This is a genomic window from Halioglobus sp. D3-4 (genome assembly GCF_055809315.1).
In genome coordinates, this window is the sequence record NZ_CM147907.1 from 3379618 (window position 1) to 3396223 (window position 16606).

At 55.0% G+C, this 16606-nt stretch carries 14 protein-coding genes, 4 pseudogenes, 1 riboswitch and 1 other annotated feature; of the genes and pseudogenes, 5 read left to right on the forward strand and 13 right to left on the reverse strand.

Translation table 11 applies throughout. From position 1 onward, the window contains the following. Window positions 1-46: 46 nt before the first annotated feature. Window positions 47-133, reverse strand: a riboswitch (cyclic di-GMP riboswitch). A 229-nt stretch (window positions 134-362) separates the two neighbouring features. From AC0L6S_RS14660 to AC0L6S_RS14675, 4 genes are all read right to left on the reverse strand, one after another. Beyond that, the gene (locus tag AC0L6S_RS14660; protein ID WP_473424811.1) at window positions 363-569 is read right to left on the reverse strand and encodes an SHOCT domain-containing protein; all 207 of its coding nucleotides are present in this window, start codon (window positions 567-569) and stop codon (window positions 363-365) included. A 126-nt stretch (window positions 570-695) separates the two neighbouring features. Next, on the reverse strand, window positions 696-1940 hold the full coding sequence (locus tag AC0L6S_RS14665) for an ammonium transporter (protein WP_473424813.1): 1245 nt from the start codon (window positions 1938-1940) through the stop codon (window positions 696-698). A 33-nt stretch (window positions 1941-1973) separates the two neighbouring features. Continuing rightward, entirely contained in the window at window positions 1974-2312 is a 339-nt protein-coding gene (gene glnK / locus AC0L6S_RS14670) for a P-II family nitrogen regulator (RefSeq protein WP_473424815.1), read from the reverse strand. A 61-nt stretch (window positions 2313-2373) separates the two neighbouring features. Further along, the gene (locus AC0L6S_RS14675; RefSeq protein WP_473424818.1) at window positions 2374-3108 is read right to left on the reverse strand and encodes a TorF family putative porin; all 735 of its coding nucleotides are present in this window, start codon (window positions 3106-3108) and stop codon (window positions 2374-2376) included. A 309-nt stretch (window positions 3109-3417) separates the two neighbouring features. On the opposite strand from AC0L6S_RS14675, the gene AC0L6S_RS14680 reads away from it, so the two are divergent. The 4 genes and pseudogenes from AC0L6S_RS14680 (at window position 3418) to istB (ending at window position 7222) form a co-directional block, all read left to right on the forward strand. After that, window positions 3418-3681, forward strand: coding sequence for an accessory factor UbiK family protein (locus AC0L6S_RS14680; protein ID WP_473424819.1), 264 nt, complete (start codon window positions 3418-3420; stop codon window positions 3679-3681). 61 nt (window positions 3682-3742) lie between these two features. Next, a pseudogene (locus AC0L6S_RS14685) lies at window positions 3743-4780 on the forward strand (YifB family Mg chelatase-like AAA ATPase); the annotation flags it as partial. 146 nt (window positions 4781-4926) lie between these two features. After that, a complete protein-coding gene (gene istA, locus AC0L6S_RS14690) occupies window positions 4927-6453 on the forward strand; it encodes an IS21 family transposase (protein ID WP_473424821.1) in 1527 nt (508 codons plus the stop codon). Beyond that, window positions 6443-7222 (forward strand): IS21-like element helper ATPase IstB, encoded by a 780-nt coding sequence (gene istB / locus AC0L6S_RS14695; RefSeq protein WP_473424822.1) that lies wholly within the window; start codon window positions 6443-6445, stop codon window positions 7220-7222. The genes istA and istB overlap by 11 nt, the downstream gene beginning before the upstream one ends. On the opposite strand, the gene AC0L6S_RS14700 is transcribed toward istB, so the two are convergent. Further along, complete coding sequence (locus AC0L6S_RS14700; protein WP_473424823.1) at window positions 7212-7685, reverse strand: hypothetical protein; 474 nt, start codon at window positions 7683-7685, stop codon at window positions 7212-7214. The genes istB and AC0L6S_RS14700 overlap by 11 nt on opposite strands. Window positions 7686-7768: 83 nt before the next feature. On the opposite strand from AC0L6S_RS14700, the pseudogene AC0L6S_RS14705 reads away from it, so the two are divergent. Continuing rightward, window positions 7769-8983, forward strand: a pseudogene (locus AC0L6S_RS14705) (IS3 family transposase). Then, window positions 8047-8163, forward strand: a sequence feature (AL1L pseudoknot). (Overlaps the previous pseudogene by 117 nt.) Before the next feature lie 263 nt (window positions 8984-9246). On the opposite strand, the gene AC0L6S_RS14710 reads toward AC0L6S_RS14705, so the two are convergent. The 8 genes and pseudogenes from AC0L6S_RS14710 to AC0L6S_RS14745 form a co-directional block, all read right to left on the reverse strand. After that, window positions 9247-9702, reverse strand: coding sequence for a hypothetical protein (locus AC0L6S_RS14710; RefSeq protein ID WP_473424824.1), 456 nt, complete (start codon window positions 9700-9702; stop codon window positions 9247-9249). Between the two features lie 116 nt (window positions 9703-9818). Further along, window positions 9819-10382: pseudogene (locus tag AC0L6S_RS14715) on the reverse strand (integrase core domain-containing protein); the annotation flags it as partial. Between the two features lie 2 nt (window positions 10383-10384). After that, window positions 10385-10565: pseudogene (locus AC0L6S_RS14720) on the reverse strand (DDE-type integrase/transposase/recombinase); the annotation flags it as partial. A 177-nt stretch (window positions 10566-10742) separates the two neighbouring features. Further along, window positions 10743-11129 (reverse strand): Imm39 family immunity protein, encoded by a 387-nt coding sequence (locus AC0L6S_RS14725; protein WP_473424825.1) that lies wholly within the window; start codon window positions 11127-11129, stop codon window positions 10743-10745. A 561-nt stretch (window positions 11130-11690) separates the two neighbouring features. Beyond that, the gene (locus AC0L6S_RS14730) at window positions 11691-11999 is read right to left on the reverse strand and encodes a helix-turn-helix domain-containing protein (RefSeq protein ID WP_473424826.1); all 309 of its coding nucleotides are present in this window, start codon (window positions 11997-11999) and stop codon (window positions 11691-11693) included. Beyond that, the gene (locus AC0L6S_RS14735) at window positions 11968-12366 is read right to left on the reverse strand and encodes a type II toxin-antitoxin system RelE/ParE family toxin (RefSeq protein WP_473424828.1); all 399 of its coding nucleotides are present in this window, start codon (window positions 12364-12366) and stop codon (window positions 11968-11970) included. Before AC0L6S_RS14735 ends, AC0L6S_RS14730 begins: the two co-directional genes overlap by 32 nt. Before the next feature lie 178 nt (window positions 12367-12544). Beyond that, window positions 12545-13558 (reverse strand): site-specific tyrosine recombinase XerC, encoded by a 1014-nt coding sequence (gene xerC / locus AC0L6S_RS14740; protein WP_473424829.1) that lies wholly within the window; start codon window positions 13556-13558, stop codon window positions 12545-12547. Window positions 13559-13563: 5 nt separating this feature from the next. Beyond that, entirely contained in the window at window positions 13564-16587 is a 3024-nt protein-coding gene (locus AC0L6S_RS14745) for a CHC2 zinc finger domain-containing protein (RefSeq protein WP_473424830.1), read from the reverse strand. Between the last annotated feature and the right edge of the window lie 19 nt (window positions 16588-16606).

Below are 16606 nucleotides of genomic sequence, written 5' to 3' on the forward strand. Positions count from 1 at the left end.
GGCGCTGCAACAGCCCCCCAGTGCACACAGTGATGACACTTTCCATTCCGGCGGCTCCGCTATCATCGGGCTTGCGCCCCTAAGACCGGTTGCTTTGCGTCCCCACCTTTCAGTGGGTTTGCCTTTTCAGAACTGGTTTGCTCTCACAGACTATTTCAATACCGGACAACAGGTCAATGACCTACCGCCATGATATTAATTGATATCGCGAAATACGCAGGGGTTATATCTGAAGACCGACTCGCACGCCATGTGCGAGTCTCTAAAGACTGATCACCAAACACGATTCAGTATCACTGAATGCGCCCGCGGGCTGCTAGTAAACCTGCTGCATTGTGTGAGCGATCAATAAGAAGTGGGAGTTAATCCTGGTCGAGAATATCTTCCTTGGTCCTCTCATATTCTTTCTCGGAAATCACACCTTTGTCATAGGCCTCCTTGAGATCCAGCAACTGCTTGCCCTGTGTCTGGGACGACTGCACGGTAGTTCTGGTATCCGTTCCGCCGCAGCCGGAAAGCGCAATCACCAGCGCAAAGACGCAGGCTCCGAGTAGACTTGTTTTCATCATAGTATGTATTCCTCTTGCCGTTGGTTTTCAACTGTGGGACGAGCTGTATTATGAAATAAAAAAAGGGGGGCCGAAAGGCCCCCCAAGCACGCATCGTTAGACGCGCCCGCAAAGTTTACCCGTGTATCAGCCGCTACCGCTCGCACCCACGAACTCTGGGTACGCTTCCATGCCGCACTCGGCCACATCCACGCCTTCGTACTCTTCCTGCTCGCTGACACGGATACCCATGACTGCTTTGAGGATGCCCCAGACGATCAGGCTAGTGACAAAGACCCAGACAAAGATTGTGATAGCACCGATGATCTGGCCGCTGAAGGAGGAACCGTCGTTCGTGACAGGTACCAACAACAAGCCCAGCAGACCGACCACACCGTGCACAGAGATGGCACCGACAGGATCGTCGATCTTCATCTTGTCCAGTGCAACGATGGAGAAGACCACCAGCACACCGCCTATCGCACCAAACAGAGTTGCCTGCAAGGCCGAAGGTGTAGAAGGTTCAGCAGTGATAGCGACCAGTCCCGCCAGGGCACCGTTAAGCGCCATAGTGAGGTCGGCTTTGCCGAACATCATGCGCGCTACGATCAGCGCCGCAATCAAACCACCCGCTGCCGCCGCGTTAGTGTTCATGAAAACAATCGCAACAGCGTTGGCGCTTTCCACACTGGCGGTCGCCAGGACAGAGCCACCGTTAAAGCCGAACCAACCCAGCCAGAGTACAAAGGTACCGAGCGTCGCCATAGGCAGGTTGGCACCGGGAATCGGCCGAACAGAGCCATCCGCAGCGTACTTGCCTTTGCGAGCACCGAGGAGCAATACACCTGCCAGCGCTGCTGCAGCACCCGCCATGTGTACAATGCCCGAGCCGGCAAAGTCAGAGAAACCGAGGTCACCCAAGGTGTACATGCCGAATACCGGTTCGCCACCCCATGTCCAGCTACCTTCCATAGGGTAGATAAAGCCAGTCATGACGATCGCGAACGCCAGGAAGGCCCACAGCTTCATCCGCTCAGCCACTGCACCGGAGACGATAGACATCGCCGTCGCAACAAACACGACCTGGAAAAAGAAATCGGCCGAAGGTGCGTAAGTCGCCGGCTCTTCTGCTCCGGCGACGCCGTCACCGGTAATTGTGGAAAGGAAGATATCTCCGCCGTACATGATCGCATAGCCGCATATCATGTACATCGTACAAGCTACGGCGTAAAGCGAAATGTTCTTGAGGAGAATCTCGGTGGTGTTTTTGGATCGAACCAGGCCCGCTTCGAGCATTGCGAAGCCTGCTGCCATCCACATTACCAGTGCGCCGCAGATCAGGAAATAAAACGTGTCCAGGGCGTACTGTAGTTCAAAAATAGTGTTTTCCATGGGAATACTCTCTACTAACAGTCGTTTGGGAATTTAGATCGCGTCTTCGCCGGTCTCACCGGTACGAATTCGAATCACTTGCTCCAGCGCCGCAACAAATACCTTACCGTCACCGATTTTGCCGGTGTTGGCAGCCTTGGTGATGGCTTCGATAGTCTGCTCTACAACGCCGTCTGCAACGGCTACCTCAATTTTTACCTTGGGCAGGAAGTCCACGACATATTCTGCGCCGCGATACAGTTCCGTATGCCCTTTCTGACGCCCAAAGCCTTTGACCTCGGTAACAGTAATTCCCTGCACGCCTATTTCAGACAATGCTTCGCGAACATCGTCGAGTTTGAATGGCTTAACAACAGCCGTAATCAATTTCATAAAATCTCTCCTGAGTTAGAGCCGGCCAGACCACTGGCCGGCTCAATGACACTAGTGACTATTACAGGCTTTTGCTGATGGAAAAGACCGCGGTGTCATCGCAGTAGTCGCTGTTCCAGCAATCATCATCATCGAGATCCGTACCAACCCACGCTACAGAGAAATCGACACCCTTGAAGGTGTAACCGAGTGTGATCGAGTAGTCTGTGTAGCTGGTTTCATCCGTGGCGAAAAAGCCTTCGTCATCGAAATCGTTGTAGCCTGCGTGAAATCCTACCGAGAAATCCTCGAAGAAGGTCATGCTGTAGTCACCCGCGTAGTACCAGTACTTGCCGGTCTTGGCGTAAAAGTCATCCGAGTAGGTCACGCCGACAGAAAGATCTTTCCAGGAACCAGTGACATTGAACTCCTCGTAGTCACCTTTGGGATCAACGGTGTCTCCGGGGTACTGGTAGTAGTAGTAACCTACATCAACACCGAAATCGGTATCGCCAATGGGGCCTGACCAACCTGCGTAGTAGTCAATTTCCATGGTGCCGTAGCTGCCGCTACCGTCGGTGACATCGCCAAAATCTACTGAAGAAGCCCAGGTACCGATGTAGAAGCCAGGCTCAAAGGATGCATCAAAGCCACCTTGTACGGCCGCGTCCTTACCGGTTTGCGTGATACCGCGGAAGCGGTAGTCCGATACGATGGCAACGTTCGCACTGATGTCGAATGCCTGTGCAGATGTTGCACCGATGCCGGCCAAAAGTGCGGTACCGACTGCTGCTGATACTAGTTTTTTGTTCATCATGTTTCTCTACTCCCGTTGTTTAAAGTCAGAATACAGACTCGGTTTAGCGTCAAATTATTGCTGCGGACGCATTTCGTGCGCATTCCTAATCTGTCGCTGTGACATAGCAGGGTCTATGCCAAACAATTTTTTTTCTTTATATTTCATAAACATGTAATTTTTTTTGGTAATTTGCACGCTTGTGAACCAAGTGTTACAAGCACACCTGTGGTGCAATGCACCAATATGGTGCTACATCATGCGCTGTGCCCGCCCCAATAAATGCACTAGACTTTAGCTTTCTCCACCACAGCGCAGGGCAATACATCTATGGCACTTAAACCACCACCCCCCCCGTGGGAAATTCTCGCGCAGGTCGGCGAACTGGTCGGGGGCAGTGATGTCAGGACAGAGGTAGACAAGAATGTGCGCTCACTGGCGCAAGCGGCTCTATCCCGGCTGGATATGGTGAGCCGCGAGGAGTTCGACGCCCAGCTGGAGATATTGAAGCGCACCAAAGCTAGGGTCAGCACACTGGAGTCTGAGCTGGAAGCGTTGACGGCTGAACTGGAGACGCTGACCAAAGCCCCCTAGCAACGCTCGGCAGGTGTCCCGGGCGACAATGTAAAAGTGGATATATGCTCAAGGATGAGCCATGGAATTGTCAGTTGTTTACAGCAGGGCGCTGGCCGGCATCAGCGCACCACTGGTGCGGGTAGAAACCCATTTATCGAACGGACTACCTTCTTTACATATCGTGGGGCTGCCCGAGACGGCGGTCAGGGAGAGCAAGGACCGGGTTCGCTGCGCCATTCTAAACTCGCATTTCACCTTCCCGGACAGGCGTATCACCGTCAATCTCGCACCGGCAGACCTTCCCAAGACAGGCGGCCGCTTCGATCTCGCCATCGCGCTGGGTATTCTGTGTGCCTCGGGACAGGTGCCGCCTGATCAGCTGGGGCAGCACGAGTTCCTCGGCGAACTGGCGCTGGATGGCAGCCTTCGCGCGGTGCCCGGCGTGGTCTGCGCTACCGATGCCGCCCATCGCGCGGGGCGTCAGCTAGTCGTTGCCGCCGGCAGCGCTTCTCTGGCAGCCCATGTGCCCGGTGCCGGGGTTATCGGCGCACCCGATGTTCTCACACTGTGCGCCCACCTCAACGGCAGCGCGACCATTATTGGCGCAAGACCCGAGCGCGTTGTCGCCGACCCCAACTACCCGGATCTGCGCGATATCATCGGCCAGCACGGCGCGCGGCGCGCACTGGAAATCGCCGCCAGCGGCGGTCACAACCTGCTCTTCTGGGGCCCACCCGGTACCGGAAAAACCCTTCTGGCCAGTCGGCTACCAGGCATAATGCCGCCACCTAGTGCCGATGAAGTACTGGCGGGGCTGGCATTGCGCGATGTTCACAGCGGACTGTCCGGCCAATCGCTGTGCTTTCAGCGGCCATTTCGCAGCCCGCATCACAGTGCCACTGCGGTGGCACTGGTTGGGGGAGGCAGCCGGCCCCGGCCAGGCGAAGTCTCCCTGGCGCACGGTGGTGTACTGTTCCTGGATGAGCTACCCGAGTTCAACCGTCACTGCCTGGAAGTCCTGCGTGAGCCCATGGAGTCCGGCGAGATCACCCTTGCCCGAGCCAACCACAGGGTTACCTATCCCGCCCGTTTCCAACTGGTGGCTGCGATGAATCCCTGAGGTTGTGTTGCTCTGTTGCCATCATTTCTGGAAGTGAGTGTTGAATTGCATCCAAAATTGACCCACTAACCCCCCGGATTTGCATCGAATTTTGACCCACGTATAACCCCTCCCTGCACAAATAATGAGCAGGGGTAACAGGAGTGATAGACGTGGCACTAGTAAGTGTAATTCGACGCTGGCACCTGCGTGAGGGCATGCCGATCCGTGAGATCGCCCGCCGCACAGGGCTGTCCAGAAATACAGTGCGCAAATACCTGGCCAGCCAGGAACTGGAACCGGCCTACCCCTCTCGCAAGTCCCCCAGCAAACTGGACAGCTACGAGGAGACGTTAACAAACTGGCTGTTCCGCGAGTCACGCCGCCACCGGAAACAACGGCGTACGGTGAAGCGGCTCTACAAAGACCTAGTGTCGCTGGGCTATACCGGTTCTTACGATCGGGTAGCAGCGTTTGCCCGGCAGTGGCGCCAGACGCAACGGGACGCCAGATTGCAGGCTGCAAGGCATGCCTATGTGCCACTCCAGTTTGCCCCCGGCGAGGCTTTCCAGTTCGACTGGAGCGAGGACTGGGTCAAGATCAATGGCACCAGTACCAAGCTGCAGATCGCCCACTTCAAGCTCAGCCACAGCCGGGCCTTCTTCATGCGGGCCTACCTGACCCAATCCCACGAGATGCTGTTCGACGCGCACTACCACGCCTTTGTGGCCTTCGGCGGTATTCCTGAGCGCGGTATTTACGACAACATGAAGACAGCGGTCGACAAGGTTGGCCGTGGTAAGCAGCGCCAGGTCAATAAACGCTTCCACGCCATGGTCGGTCACTATCTGTATGAGCCAGAGTTCTGCAATCCTGCGGCTGGCTGGGAGAAGGGCCAGGTGGAGAAGGCGGTACTGGATGCCCGCCATGGGCTCTGGTACGACACACCACTATTCAAATCCCTGCAGGAACTCAACAGCTGGCTGCAGGAGCGCTGCCAGGTGCTGTGGCAGGAAACGGCTCATCCGCAGATCAAGACGCGCTCCCTGGCCGAATGCCTTGCTGACGAGCAACCCAGGATGATGCAGGTACCCGCAGCCTTCGATGGCTTTGTCGAGCACAGTAAGCGTGTCTCCTCCACCTGCCTGATCACCTTCGAACACAACCGCTACAGTGTCCCTGCCAGCTTTGCCAATCGCGTGATCAGTCTCAGGGTGTACCCGGAGCGATTGGTCATCGTCGCTGAGGCCCAGGTGGTTACCGAGCATGTGCGGGTGTTCAGCCGGGACAAACGTCCGCCCGGACAGACGATCTATGACTGGCGCCACTACCTCTCGGTGGCCCAGCGTAAACCGGGCGCTTTACGCAATGGCGCGCCGTTCCTGGAATTACCCGACAGCTTCAGAGACTTGCGCGCACGCTTACTCAAGCGCCCTGGTGGTGACCGGGAGATGGTGGACATTCTCGCACTGGTGCTGCTTCACGATGAGCAGCAGGTTGAGAGCGCCGTGGCTAAGGCGCTGGAATCGGGAGAGCCCTCTAAACAACATGTCCTGAACTGTCTCAGTCGGCTGGCCGAACCCAATCGACCGCAGCCTCTGAGTCCACCGCCCGCCCTGAAGCTAGTAACTGAACCCGAGGCCAACACCGCCCGCTACGATCAACCGAGGAGAACGCACCATGAACCCTGATGCCATGATCACCACCCTGAAAGCCATGAAGCTGCACGGCATGGCCGATGCCATCCACACACTCTCTGATCAATCGTCGCCGGTCTACCAGCAGGCAGTGCCGGTATTGGAGATGTTGCTCAAGGCGGAATCCTCGGAGCGGGAAGTACGCTCCATCAGCTATCAGATGAAGGTGGCCAAGTTCCCTGCCTACCGGGATCTCACAGGCTTTGATTTTAGCCAAGGTCTTGTCGATGAGGCGCTGGTGAAATCGCTGCACCGCTGCCAGTTCCTGGAAGACAGCCAGAACGTGGTGCTCGTCGGTGGCCCAGGCACCGGCAAGACTCATCTGGCAACTGCCATCGGGGTGCAAGCCATCCAGCATCACCGCCAACGCGTCAGGTTCCTGTCTACCATTGAACTGGTCAACGCGCTTGAACAGGAGAAACAGGAGGGGAAACAGGGTCGCATTGCCAACCGATTGATCCACACCGACCTGGTGATACTGGATGAACTGGGTTACCTGCCGATCAGTCAGGTGGGCGGTGCCTTACTGTTCCACCTGATCAGCAAACTCTACGAGCGCACCAGTATCATCATTACGACCAATCTCAGCTTCGCTGAGTGGTCTGCGGTGTTTGTGGATGAAAAGATGACGACAGCCCTGTTGGACCGACTGACGCATCACTGCCATATCCTGGAGACGGGCAATGACAGTTATCGGCTAAAGCACTCAACGACGAATCAGAAAGAGAAAAAGGGCAACAGAAAACCAAAATCTACGCCATAATCTGGCGTTCAGGGTGGGTCAATATTAGATGCAAATCCTGGGTCAGTTTTAAGTGCAAATCAACATCTTGAGGCCTCGCTCGATCCGTATCTCCCCTCGGTCTATCTACAAATGCGAGGCTATTCTGAAGGGCATCCCAGCTATCCCAACCTTGGTAATCTTCGAGCTCAAACCTATCGGATTGCGACTCTATCGTTGCTGCAACAATGTCGTGAATAGCTTTTCCGCGAATATTAGCAGCTTGTACGTTCAATCGGCTCGAAAAAACGTACTCGCTTTCATCTCCTTCTGCGAGGTAAAATGGTTCTGAGCTAGCATAGCCTTCAACTCTTAACCGAACCTTAGTAGTACCATCTTCACTGCCACAACCTGCGAGCGATCCCAATGCAACTTCAACAATATTTCGGTTTCCTTCTCTGTCGTAAATAACACCATGAACTTCTCTTTCTTTGTCCCGCCCCACCCAATACGCTTCGGGTACCCACCCCGTTGAATCGCCCCGGGTTTATCGGAGGGTATAATTCTTTAGAAGGAGAATGATACCCTATGAACAGAAGACCTGGATATTCCCCCGAGGTGCGAGAGCGCGCCGTTCGCATGGTTTTGGCCGGCGAACACGAACATACATCCCGATGGGCGGCCATTCAATCCGTATCAGCAAAGATTGGTTGTACGCCTCAGACTCTCAGAAACTGGGTGAGTAAATCTGAAGTTGATAGCGGCGTGCGCCCCGGCGTAACCAGCGATGAGGCAGCTCGGATGAAGGAGCTGGAACGAGAGATTCGTGAGCTTCGGCGCGCTAATGAGATCCTTCGCAAAGCTTCTGCTTTTTTCGCCCAGGCGGAGCTCGACCGCAAACCAAAGTACTAGTGGACTTTATCGATGAGTACCGGGGGGACTATGGTGTCGAGCCGATCTGCGAGGTAATGCCGATTGCACCGTCCACGTACCATCGCCATAAAGATCTGGAACGGCACCCTGAACGACGAAGTGATAGGGCGAAGCAGGACGACGCCTTGTCCAAGGAAATTCAGCGTGTTTGGAACGCCAATCACTGCGTGTACGGTGCCCATAAAGTCTGGAAGCAACTCAACCGGGAATCGATCCCAACAGCCCGCTGTACCGTGGAGCGCCTGATGAACAAACTCGGCCTTGAAGGCGTCAGACGAGGCAGGCGTTGCGTCACAACAATTCCTTCAGACCTTGCCAATAGGCCGCTGGACCTTGTGAACCGCCAATTCACAGCCGCATGTCCCAACCAGCTTTGGGTCGCCGATATCACATACGTGGCGACCTGGTCTGGGGGTAGTGTATGTGGCGTTTGTCGTCGATGTTTATTCGCGTTACATCGTTGGCTGGCGTGTTCTAAAGAGCCTGCAAACCGACTTGGTATTGGATGCCTTGGAGCAGGCCCTATGGGCCCGAGGCAAGCCACGGGGCGTTACTCATCACAGTGATCGTGGTAGTCAGTACCTTTCTATCCGCTACTCTGAACGTCTGTCAGAAGCTGGTTTCAATGCGTCTGTGGGCAGTGTTGGAGACTCCTACGATAACGCGCTGGCCGAAACAATCAATGGGCTCTACAAGGCTGAGGTTATCCACAAGGACGGGCCCTGGAAGGGGCTAGACGAAGTCGAGCGGGCAACGCTCACCTGGGTGGATTGGTTCAACCACCAGCGGCTGCTTGGCCCTATCGGTGACAGGCCGCCGGCTGAATACGAAATGATGTACTATGAAAGCGAGTCTGCTAGTGCGGCATGACTTAAACAGAACGCCCTCCGACAAACCCGGGGCGATTCACGTACCTAAATCAATACCGCTTTCTTGAAACCCTGCCCTCTCAAAAAATATCGGAATCCGAAATCGAGTGTCGATGACTCCGGAACATTCTGAAGTTAGAGAAACTGGTGCACAAGATTCTTTCGGTAACCATGGATTGGATTCAAATCGGGAAGAGAACGCGTTGCTAATTGATATTCGGCTCAGGGCTATCTGAACCTGCTCAGTGATTTCCTTAGTATCTATTATTTTGTAACCTCCTTCTCTATCTGTGCTATAAGCGCCTCATCTCTACTCTCTGATCGCTGATGATAAATCTCTATCCCGAAAACTATGGCAAAAAGAGGTAAGAAATTCATCCACAGTAGAGTTGCGAGGCTGCTGAAATAGGGCTTCCACTTTTTGTCCCTCAACAACCTGAGTGCTGCAGTAACATCCTCAAGTATCGCTTTTCCAAATTTGAAGAGAATGATGACCGAAACACCGGCTGCTCCACTTTCCAGCCAGGGCCAAAGAATCGAAACGTCCTCAAGCTGTTGATAGACGAACTTTGCCGAACACATGGTGACCATGAAAAAAATACTACCCGCCGAGAACAGTACCGCTAGACCTACCAACACGATTAGGATGTAGATAGAAAATTGGACCAGTACCCGTAATAACTTCTTCAGCTTTTCCACTCGAGTTAATGGTTTGTTCATTCTAGTTTAGCCCCCAGCCGTTTCGAGTATTTTTTTGGGTTTAGAAAATTCGCGTGAGTCTCAATGTCCTGTCGGTCTGTAATCCCCCATTTTTAACTGCACCTAGAAGTAGTGCTTTAAGCGGCTAGCATCAACTTCTGATTCGGGGTAATTCCGCCATTGGCCATATTTGACCGCTCGTTGTTGTAACGCCATAGCCATTCCGTGGCTGTTTGTTGTGCGTGATCGATGGATTCGAACAGATGCGCGTCCAGCCATTCATTGCGCACTGTTCGATTCCACCGTTCTACATACGCATTCTGTGTAGGCTTTCCTAGCTGAGTATACAGCAACCGAATCCCACGCAGTTGAGCCCAGGCCTGGAACTCGCCACTGCACATCTCGCTGCCATTGTCGGAGCGAATCGCCTGCGGCTTTCCACGCCATTCAATGATTTGATCTAATGCCCGAATGATCCGCAGCGAGGGCAAGCTGTAATCAACTTCTATGCCCTGGCCTTCGCGGTTGTAATCGTCAAGCACATTAAACGTGCGGAAGGCTTTCCCATTGCACAAGGCATCGTGTACAAAGTCGATTGACCACACGACATTGATCTGACGCGGCACATCCAGTGGCGCCGGTTTGTCGCGCTTTACGCGACGCCTGGGCTTGATTCTCAGATTAAGCTCTAGTTCCCGATATGCGCCTGCTTCATTGATTTGAATTTGCGCATCCCCCGCTCCCTCACTCTCGTCGCCTCATGAGGCTGCTCTGCCCGATCATTCTCATACGGCTGAGTTGTGGATCGACTCTGGCATCAACTCACGATGAGCGACGCCATAGCTACGCAGCTTGTCATTCACTATTTTCCTGGGCTCATTGCCTAGCAGGAATGGATGATCGGCCCGTCAAGCGCGGGCTCGCATCGACGCTACAACGCCAGACCGACTTAATGCCCAGGAGTAAACAAAAGTTCATTACCGAGATGCTGGATGCGCTGATTCAACAGCAGCACGCATCCTAAACCAGCTTGAGTGAGCCGGTATCATACGATACTTAGCTTATGGCACTTGAATTGCTTTTAGCGGCTCAGCTGGAAGGCCATATTTATTTGCAACGTCAACTAAGACACCTATCGTGGACTTAATAAAAGCACTTTTTACTGCCTCTCTACTTGCTGTCCTCAAGCTAAATAACTCCATCTCTACAGCAACTGGCAGCTCACTATGACGCTTATCTATTCGATCATAATCAGGCGTTAGATCCGTCTTCTCACCAAATCGGAGAATTATGCTGACTGTTTTAAACGGAGCATCATGAACGAAACCAATATCTTCGAGAAGCGGTTCAAGCTCATCGCATATTTCCCTCATCACTAGACCGGCTTCTTTCACTCGGCCTTTCACCAAAGAGACTCCGCCAATCAGTAAAATTCGTTGCTCCGCCATCAGCTAACCATCACCTATTTGTTTTATTTCCTGGCAAACTATCTTGCCCATACCTTCTTCTGTAACGCTTGATTAGGTTCGTCTCGTAAGTGCGGGCAGCATCTTTATTAGGGAAGTTTTGTCTAATTTCAGAAGTATGACCAGGCCCAACCTCTCGGTTCAGCTTACGAGCTTGCTGTTCTGCTCGTTTTGAAGCGCCATCTCTAACACGAGTACCCTGAGCACTTTCACCAATTTTATTTATTGAGCCATCGGGGTTACGAACAGCGTACACATGCGTGTCGCCTATATAGGACCGAGAGTTTTTGTGTACACTCTTTGCAACATCAGAGCACCCTGATGTTTACACCACACTAACCCGCCGATTTCCTCACTGCATTCAATACGTTAAATAACTCGCACACCAGGTACCCACTCATTCTAGCAACTCAAGCGCCTAGAAGCACTTTTTCTGTTAAACCGCATTTACACATAGTGCCCATTATGCGGCGCAGGCACACAGCCCAGAGGGCTGCGCATAATGCGCCATTATGTTCACCCGCAGGGCTTGATGCGGTTGCGTTATCCGGCGAGTACTTCCAGACCCTGACGGTCCACCAGGTTAAGCAGCTTCAACGACGGACCGTTGGGCTTCTTCGCACCACTCTCCCATTTTTGCACCGTCGAGACACTGGTATTCAGGTAGATCGCAAACACACCCTGACTCGCCTTTGATCGCTTCCGCAGCCGCTTGATCTGCACCGAGCTATACACCTTCACTGGCGGCAGACACAGCGCGTCAAACTCCTTCAGTGTAATTTCATCCATAACACCGGCATCATGCAGATCCCGGGCACTCTCATGCACCACGTCCAGGATTGATTTCTTCATCACCATTCACCTCAATCAATGCACCATTACCAATGGCCTGCTCCAACTGGCGGTCCGTGTACCCCAGCAGTGCCTTCGCCAATTTTTTCAAGCCATCCAATTCATCAGATTTGATATTGGCCCGTGTATTCTTCGCAAAGCCGTAAACGAAGAAGGCTTTGTCACCGGCCTTATACGCTAACAGTGTACGTACACCACCGCTCTTACCTCGACCTTCAGTCGCCACACGCTTTTTGAACACATGGCCACCCAGATCCGCATCCACCAGGCCACGCGCCATTTCCTCCACAGCCGTCGTCAACGCACCGTCGCTGATACCTTCCTTAGCCGCCCATTTACTGAACGCCTTGTTTTTCAATATCCGCATAGTGCGTCCTGATTGCTGAAGCACACTATAGCACTTGGTGCTATAGTGTGCCAATGCCATTGACCCTCACCCTATCGAGCCTGACGGTGAACATAATGGAGGGTTATGCGCAGTCCTGCGGACTGTCCGCCGGCGCCGCATAACCACCATTATGTGTAAATAGGGTGAGGCCCTAAGGTTACGACTCGTCGAGCACGTCCGGCTGGCGCGTTCTCTCCATCTTGGCCGGATGGGTCGCGGTGTGGATGTCTTTCAGCTTACGGATCGAGACCTGGGTATAGATCTGGGTCGTCTCCAGGCTCACATGCCCCAGCATCGCCTGGATGAAGCGCACGTCCGCACCATTTTCCAGCATCAGGGTCGCCATGGTATGGCGGAACAGGTGGCAGCTGCCCCGCTTGCCGATGTCCGCCGCATCGATGTAATCACGCACCATCTGCGTCAGCCGGTTCGGGGTAAACGCCTCACCCAAGTGCGTCAGGAACACATGCCCCTCATCGGCCGCCATGACCAGGCCGGGCCGCACTTCGTGCCGGTACTTCTCGATCCACGCCAGCGCCCGCGCCCCGATCGGGATCATCCGGTCCTTCCTGCCCTTGCCCTGGCGGACCATCACCGTGCCCCGATCCCCATCTAGGTCATACAGCTTCAGGTTAATCAGCTCCATCCGGCGCATGCCCGTGCTGTACAGCGTTTCCAGAACCGCCCGGTCCCGGAGTCCCGTTGCGGTTTTCAGATCCGGCTGCCGCAGGATCGTCTCCGACTCGGCCACCGTCAGGATATGCTTGGGCAACCGTCGCTCCAGGCGCGGCATCTCAATGTCACTGGCCGGGTTGTACAAGATATGGCTCTGCCGCGCCAGCCACTTGAACCAGGCCCGAATCGGCACCACCCGCACGTGCTGGCTGCGGGTACTGAGCGGCTCGCCATCGCGTTCCTTGCGATACAGAAACAGGTAACGCTGGTAGCGCTCGATGATCGGCTTGGTGATCTCCTGGGGTTTACTGAGACCCCGCTCATCGCACCATTGGATAAAGTACCGCAGGTACACCTCACGGTTCTCTATTGTCTTTGGGGAGTAGTTCTTTTCCGCCTGCCAGCGCAGGAACCGCCGCATGTGATTATAGAGACTCTCTGGGTCGTCCGGGTTGCCAATCGGCGGGCGCGGGGTTTTCTGGCCCTTGCGGGGCATGTTGTTTAAGCCTCAAGGCCAGCGGCTAAGGGCACAGTACGATGCGATGCAGCCCCGCTTTTTTGGGGCGGATACGTGCTGTTTGGGTGGTTTTCATTCTCAGAGTTCTTAGTCCCAAGCGTGGCGCGACTTTCAGCGATCCGACCACCACCCGACACCCCACCGACCGGGGGCCGACCTGGCCCCGACTTGTCACCGTTTAGCCCCGACCGCTTTGCATCACACCGTAATGTTTGGGGGTCAATCAGCCCCATCAGGAACGACTCACCCGATTCCCCATTGCCGTCATACAGCAGCTCATACACAAACGACTGGCCCCGGCCACCGCGATGGACCAACAGATATTCCATCTCCTCCAGACGATGCAAGTGCACCTTGAGCTGGGTATTGCCCCAGCCACTCATCTCCCGCACGTCACGGCGACTGAAGCGGTAATCCGCCGGGTCCATCTGTTGCGCCTGGGCCTGCTGACTCACCCAGCGCCAGAGCAGGCCCAGCAGCTTGCGGCTTTGCGGGGGCAACTCATCCAAGGTTCGACCCAGCACATCATTGGCCAGCCGGTTGGCTGTTTCAATATCCTCCAGCGTCACCTCGATGTAACGCAGCGACTTCCCCTGATGCACTGCGCTCTTGATCGGCCGCTGGTACTGGTGCAGCAGCGTGATCGACCGGATCAGCGTCAGGTATTTCATGTGGTCCCGCCGCATCCGGGTCTTGTCGTCCAGGAAGGTCAGATCCTGGGCGAACGGGTTGGCCACCAGCAGGGGTCGCAACAGCCGTTGAGCGTTGCGGTGCAGTTGGACAATATCCCGCTTGTCTTCTTCGGCCAGCAGACCTTCCAGGGTTTGCCGGGCGCGCTGCATCGCGTGGATCGCCGCCGTCTGCGCCCGGGTCTCGTTCACCGTGAGCACAATGCAGCGGTTCAACAACTCCTCGTCGATATCAATGGCCGTGGTGGTCAGGAACAGCATCACCGGGCCTTCCACTTTGTACTCCTGGGTCATCAGATTCCCGGTGCTCGGATCTTTACCCGTGCTGGCAATGGTCACTTCGCCCTCGCTTTGGAGCAGCTTCAACGCGTAGCTGGCACTCTGGGCGCCTTCCTCTTCACTGATCGCCAGGATCTTGTGTTTGAGGTTGGTTTCCCCCATGTAAAACAGGCTCTGGCCAGTCATCGCCGAGTACTGCACCCGCTCTTCCTCCGGCATCAGCGACAGCACTGCGTCCATCAGCGCGCTCTTGCCCGCTGCGCTGCTCGACTGGATGATCACCGCCAGCGGTCTGTCCAACTTCCGACTCACGCCGGCCAGATACCCCACCAGCGTGTTGGTTTCTTCACCGACCACGCCGGCGCGAGTAAAGTCATTCAGGATGCGGTTAAGGAGATGAGGGTCTTTGAGTAATGCCAGGGCTGCCTGCTGGTCAGCGTCACTGAGCACCACCGCCTTATCCTGCGGAGCCAGTGCCGCCTGGATCTGTTTTTCCTGCAGGGCTTCCAGTTTCAGCAGCACCTTGCCCAGATCCTTTTTGAGCACGTCATCTTTCAGGCCCAGCTCGATGCCTGCTTGTTTGATATAACTGCCCCGGTGCCGGGCACTGTAAAGATCCAGCGTATCCACATAGAAGCGTTCGCCCTGGCTCACCAGCACGTTCACCTTTAGCTGCTCGTAGCTCAGGTTCTTATCCAGACCCCGGATGCGATAACGCCGATCTCCCAGCGTAATAACGGTTTCCTGAGAGGAGACCGTGATATCCACTTCAACGACCGGTTTCGGCACCGGCGAGGCTTCAGTGGCTTCAGGTAAATCAGCCGATACAGGCGCTTCCAACGCATCAGGCGCTATGTCCTCAGCTGCATCTCCTAAGTCATCCAACGGCGATGCGGTTGCACCGGTCTCTATCACTGCCGCTGCGCCTTGACCCAGCCACTGGGCCTTGCGAATCACCAGGCCCAGGCTCTTTTGGGGTGGCGTCACCTGCTGGGCGTAGTCGTTCACGTCCATGCCCTTGGGTAACTGTATCCGGAAGCAATCAATCCCCTCGGCGATCAGGGTGTTCGCCACATCCTCGGCCGCCTGATCGCCCGCAGCGTCCCGGTCATAGGCAATCAGCACCCGCTCGATGCCGTGAACCTTGAAGGCAGCTAAGTGAGAAGCGGTAAAACCCGAGGTCCCGTAGCTGGCCGTCACGTTCCTGAACCCGTGGACCCAGAAGGTCATCGCATCGATCAGCGCTTCACACAGGATGATTTCCTTCGAAGCCACCAGGGCCTGGCTATTCCACACACCTTCATGGGGACCCGGTAAATACAAGTGCTGGGCCGTGCCTTTTCTCAAACGGTTGCCGAGGATTTTACGGCCATACACTTCGCCAATGACACCGTGCTCATCCATCACCGGCACCACCAGGGAGCCGTTAAAGTGCTCATGACCTGATTCGCGCAAAATACCGATGGCCTGCAACTTGCCCCGCAGCTCCGCCCCGGCCTTGCGGTTTTTTTCCGGCAGCCGGTATCCCAGGGTTCGGTTGGCAAAGCCCAACTGGAAGGTGTCGATTAGCTCGGCGTTATCCAGCCCTCGCGAGCAAAGGTATTCCTGCGCCTCCGGGGATTGCTTCAAGGTCTCATGGTAGTAATCAATGACCTGGCGCAGAGCCGTCTGGTGATCGGCATTAGCGGCTAAGGGTAGAGTGAGTTTAGTCGTGGTGTTTTTAGTGGGCGCTTTGTTGGGGACATCAGCAATCAGGCCCAGATCCTTTTGCAGGATCTCGCAGGCGAAGCGGAACGATACACCTTGAGTCTGCATGACCCAGTCGATGACCGAGCCGCCTTTTTGGCAGGCACCCATGCAGTGCCAGAGATTAGTTTTAGGGGTGATCACCAGGCTTGGCGTCTCATCGGCATGGAACGGGCAGCTAAGCACGTAATCCTTGCCATGCTTTTTAACGGCATGCCCCTGAGACTCCACCAGGCGCAGCAGGGAGACCTCACTTTTGAGTCGATTCACTACATCATCTGGTAATCGCGCCATTTGCCGTTTCCCTCAAAAC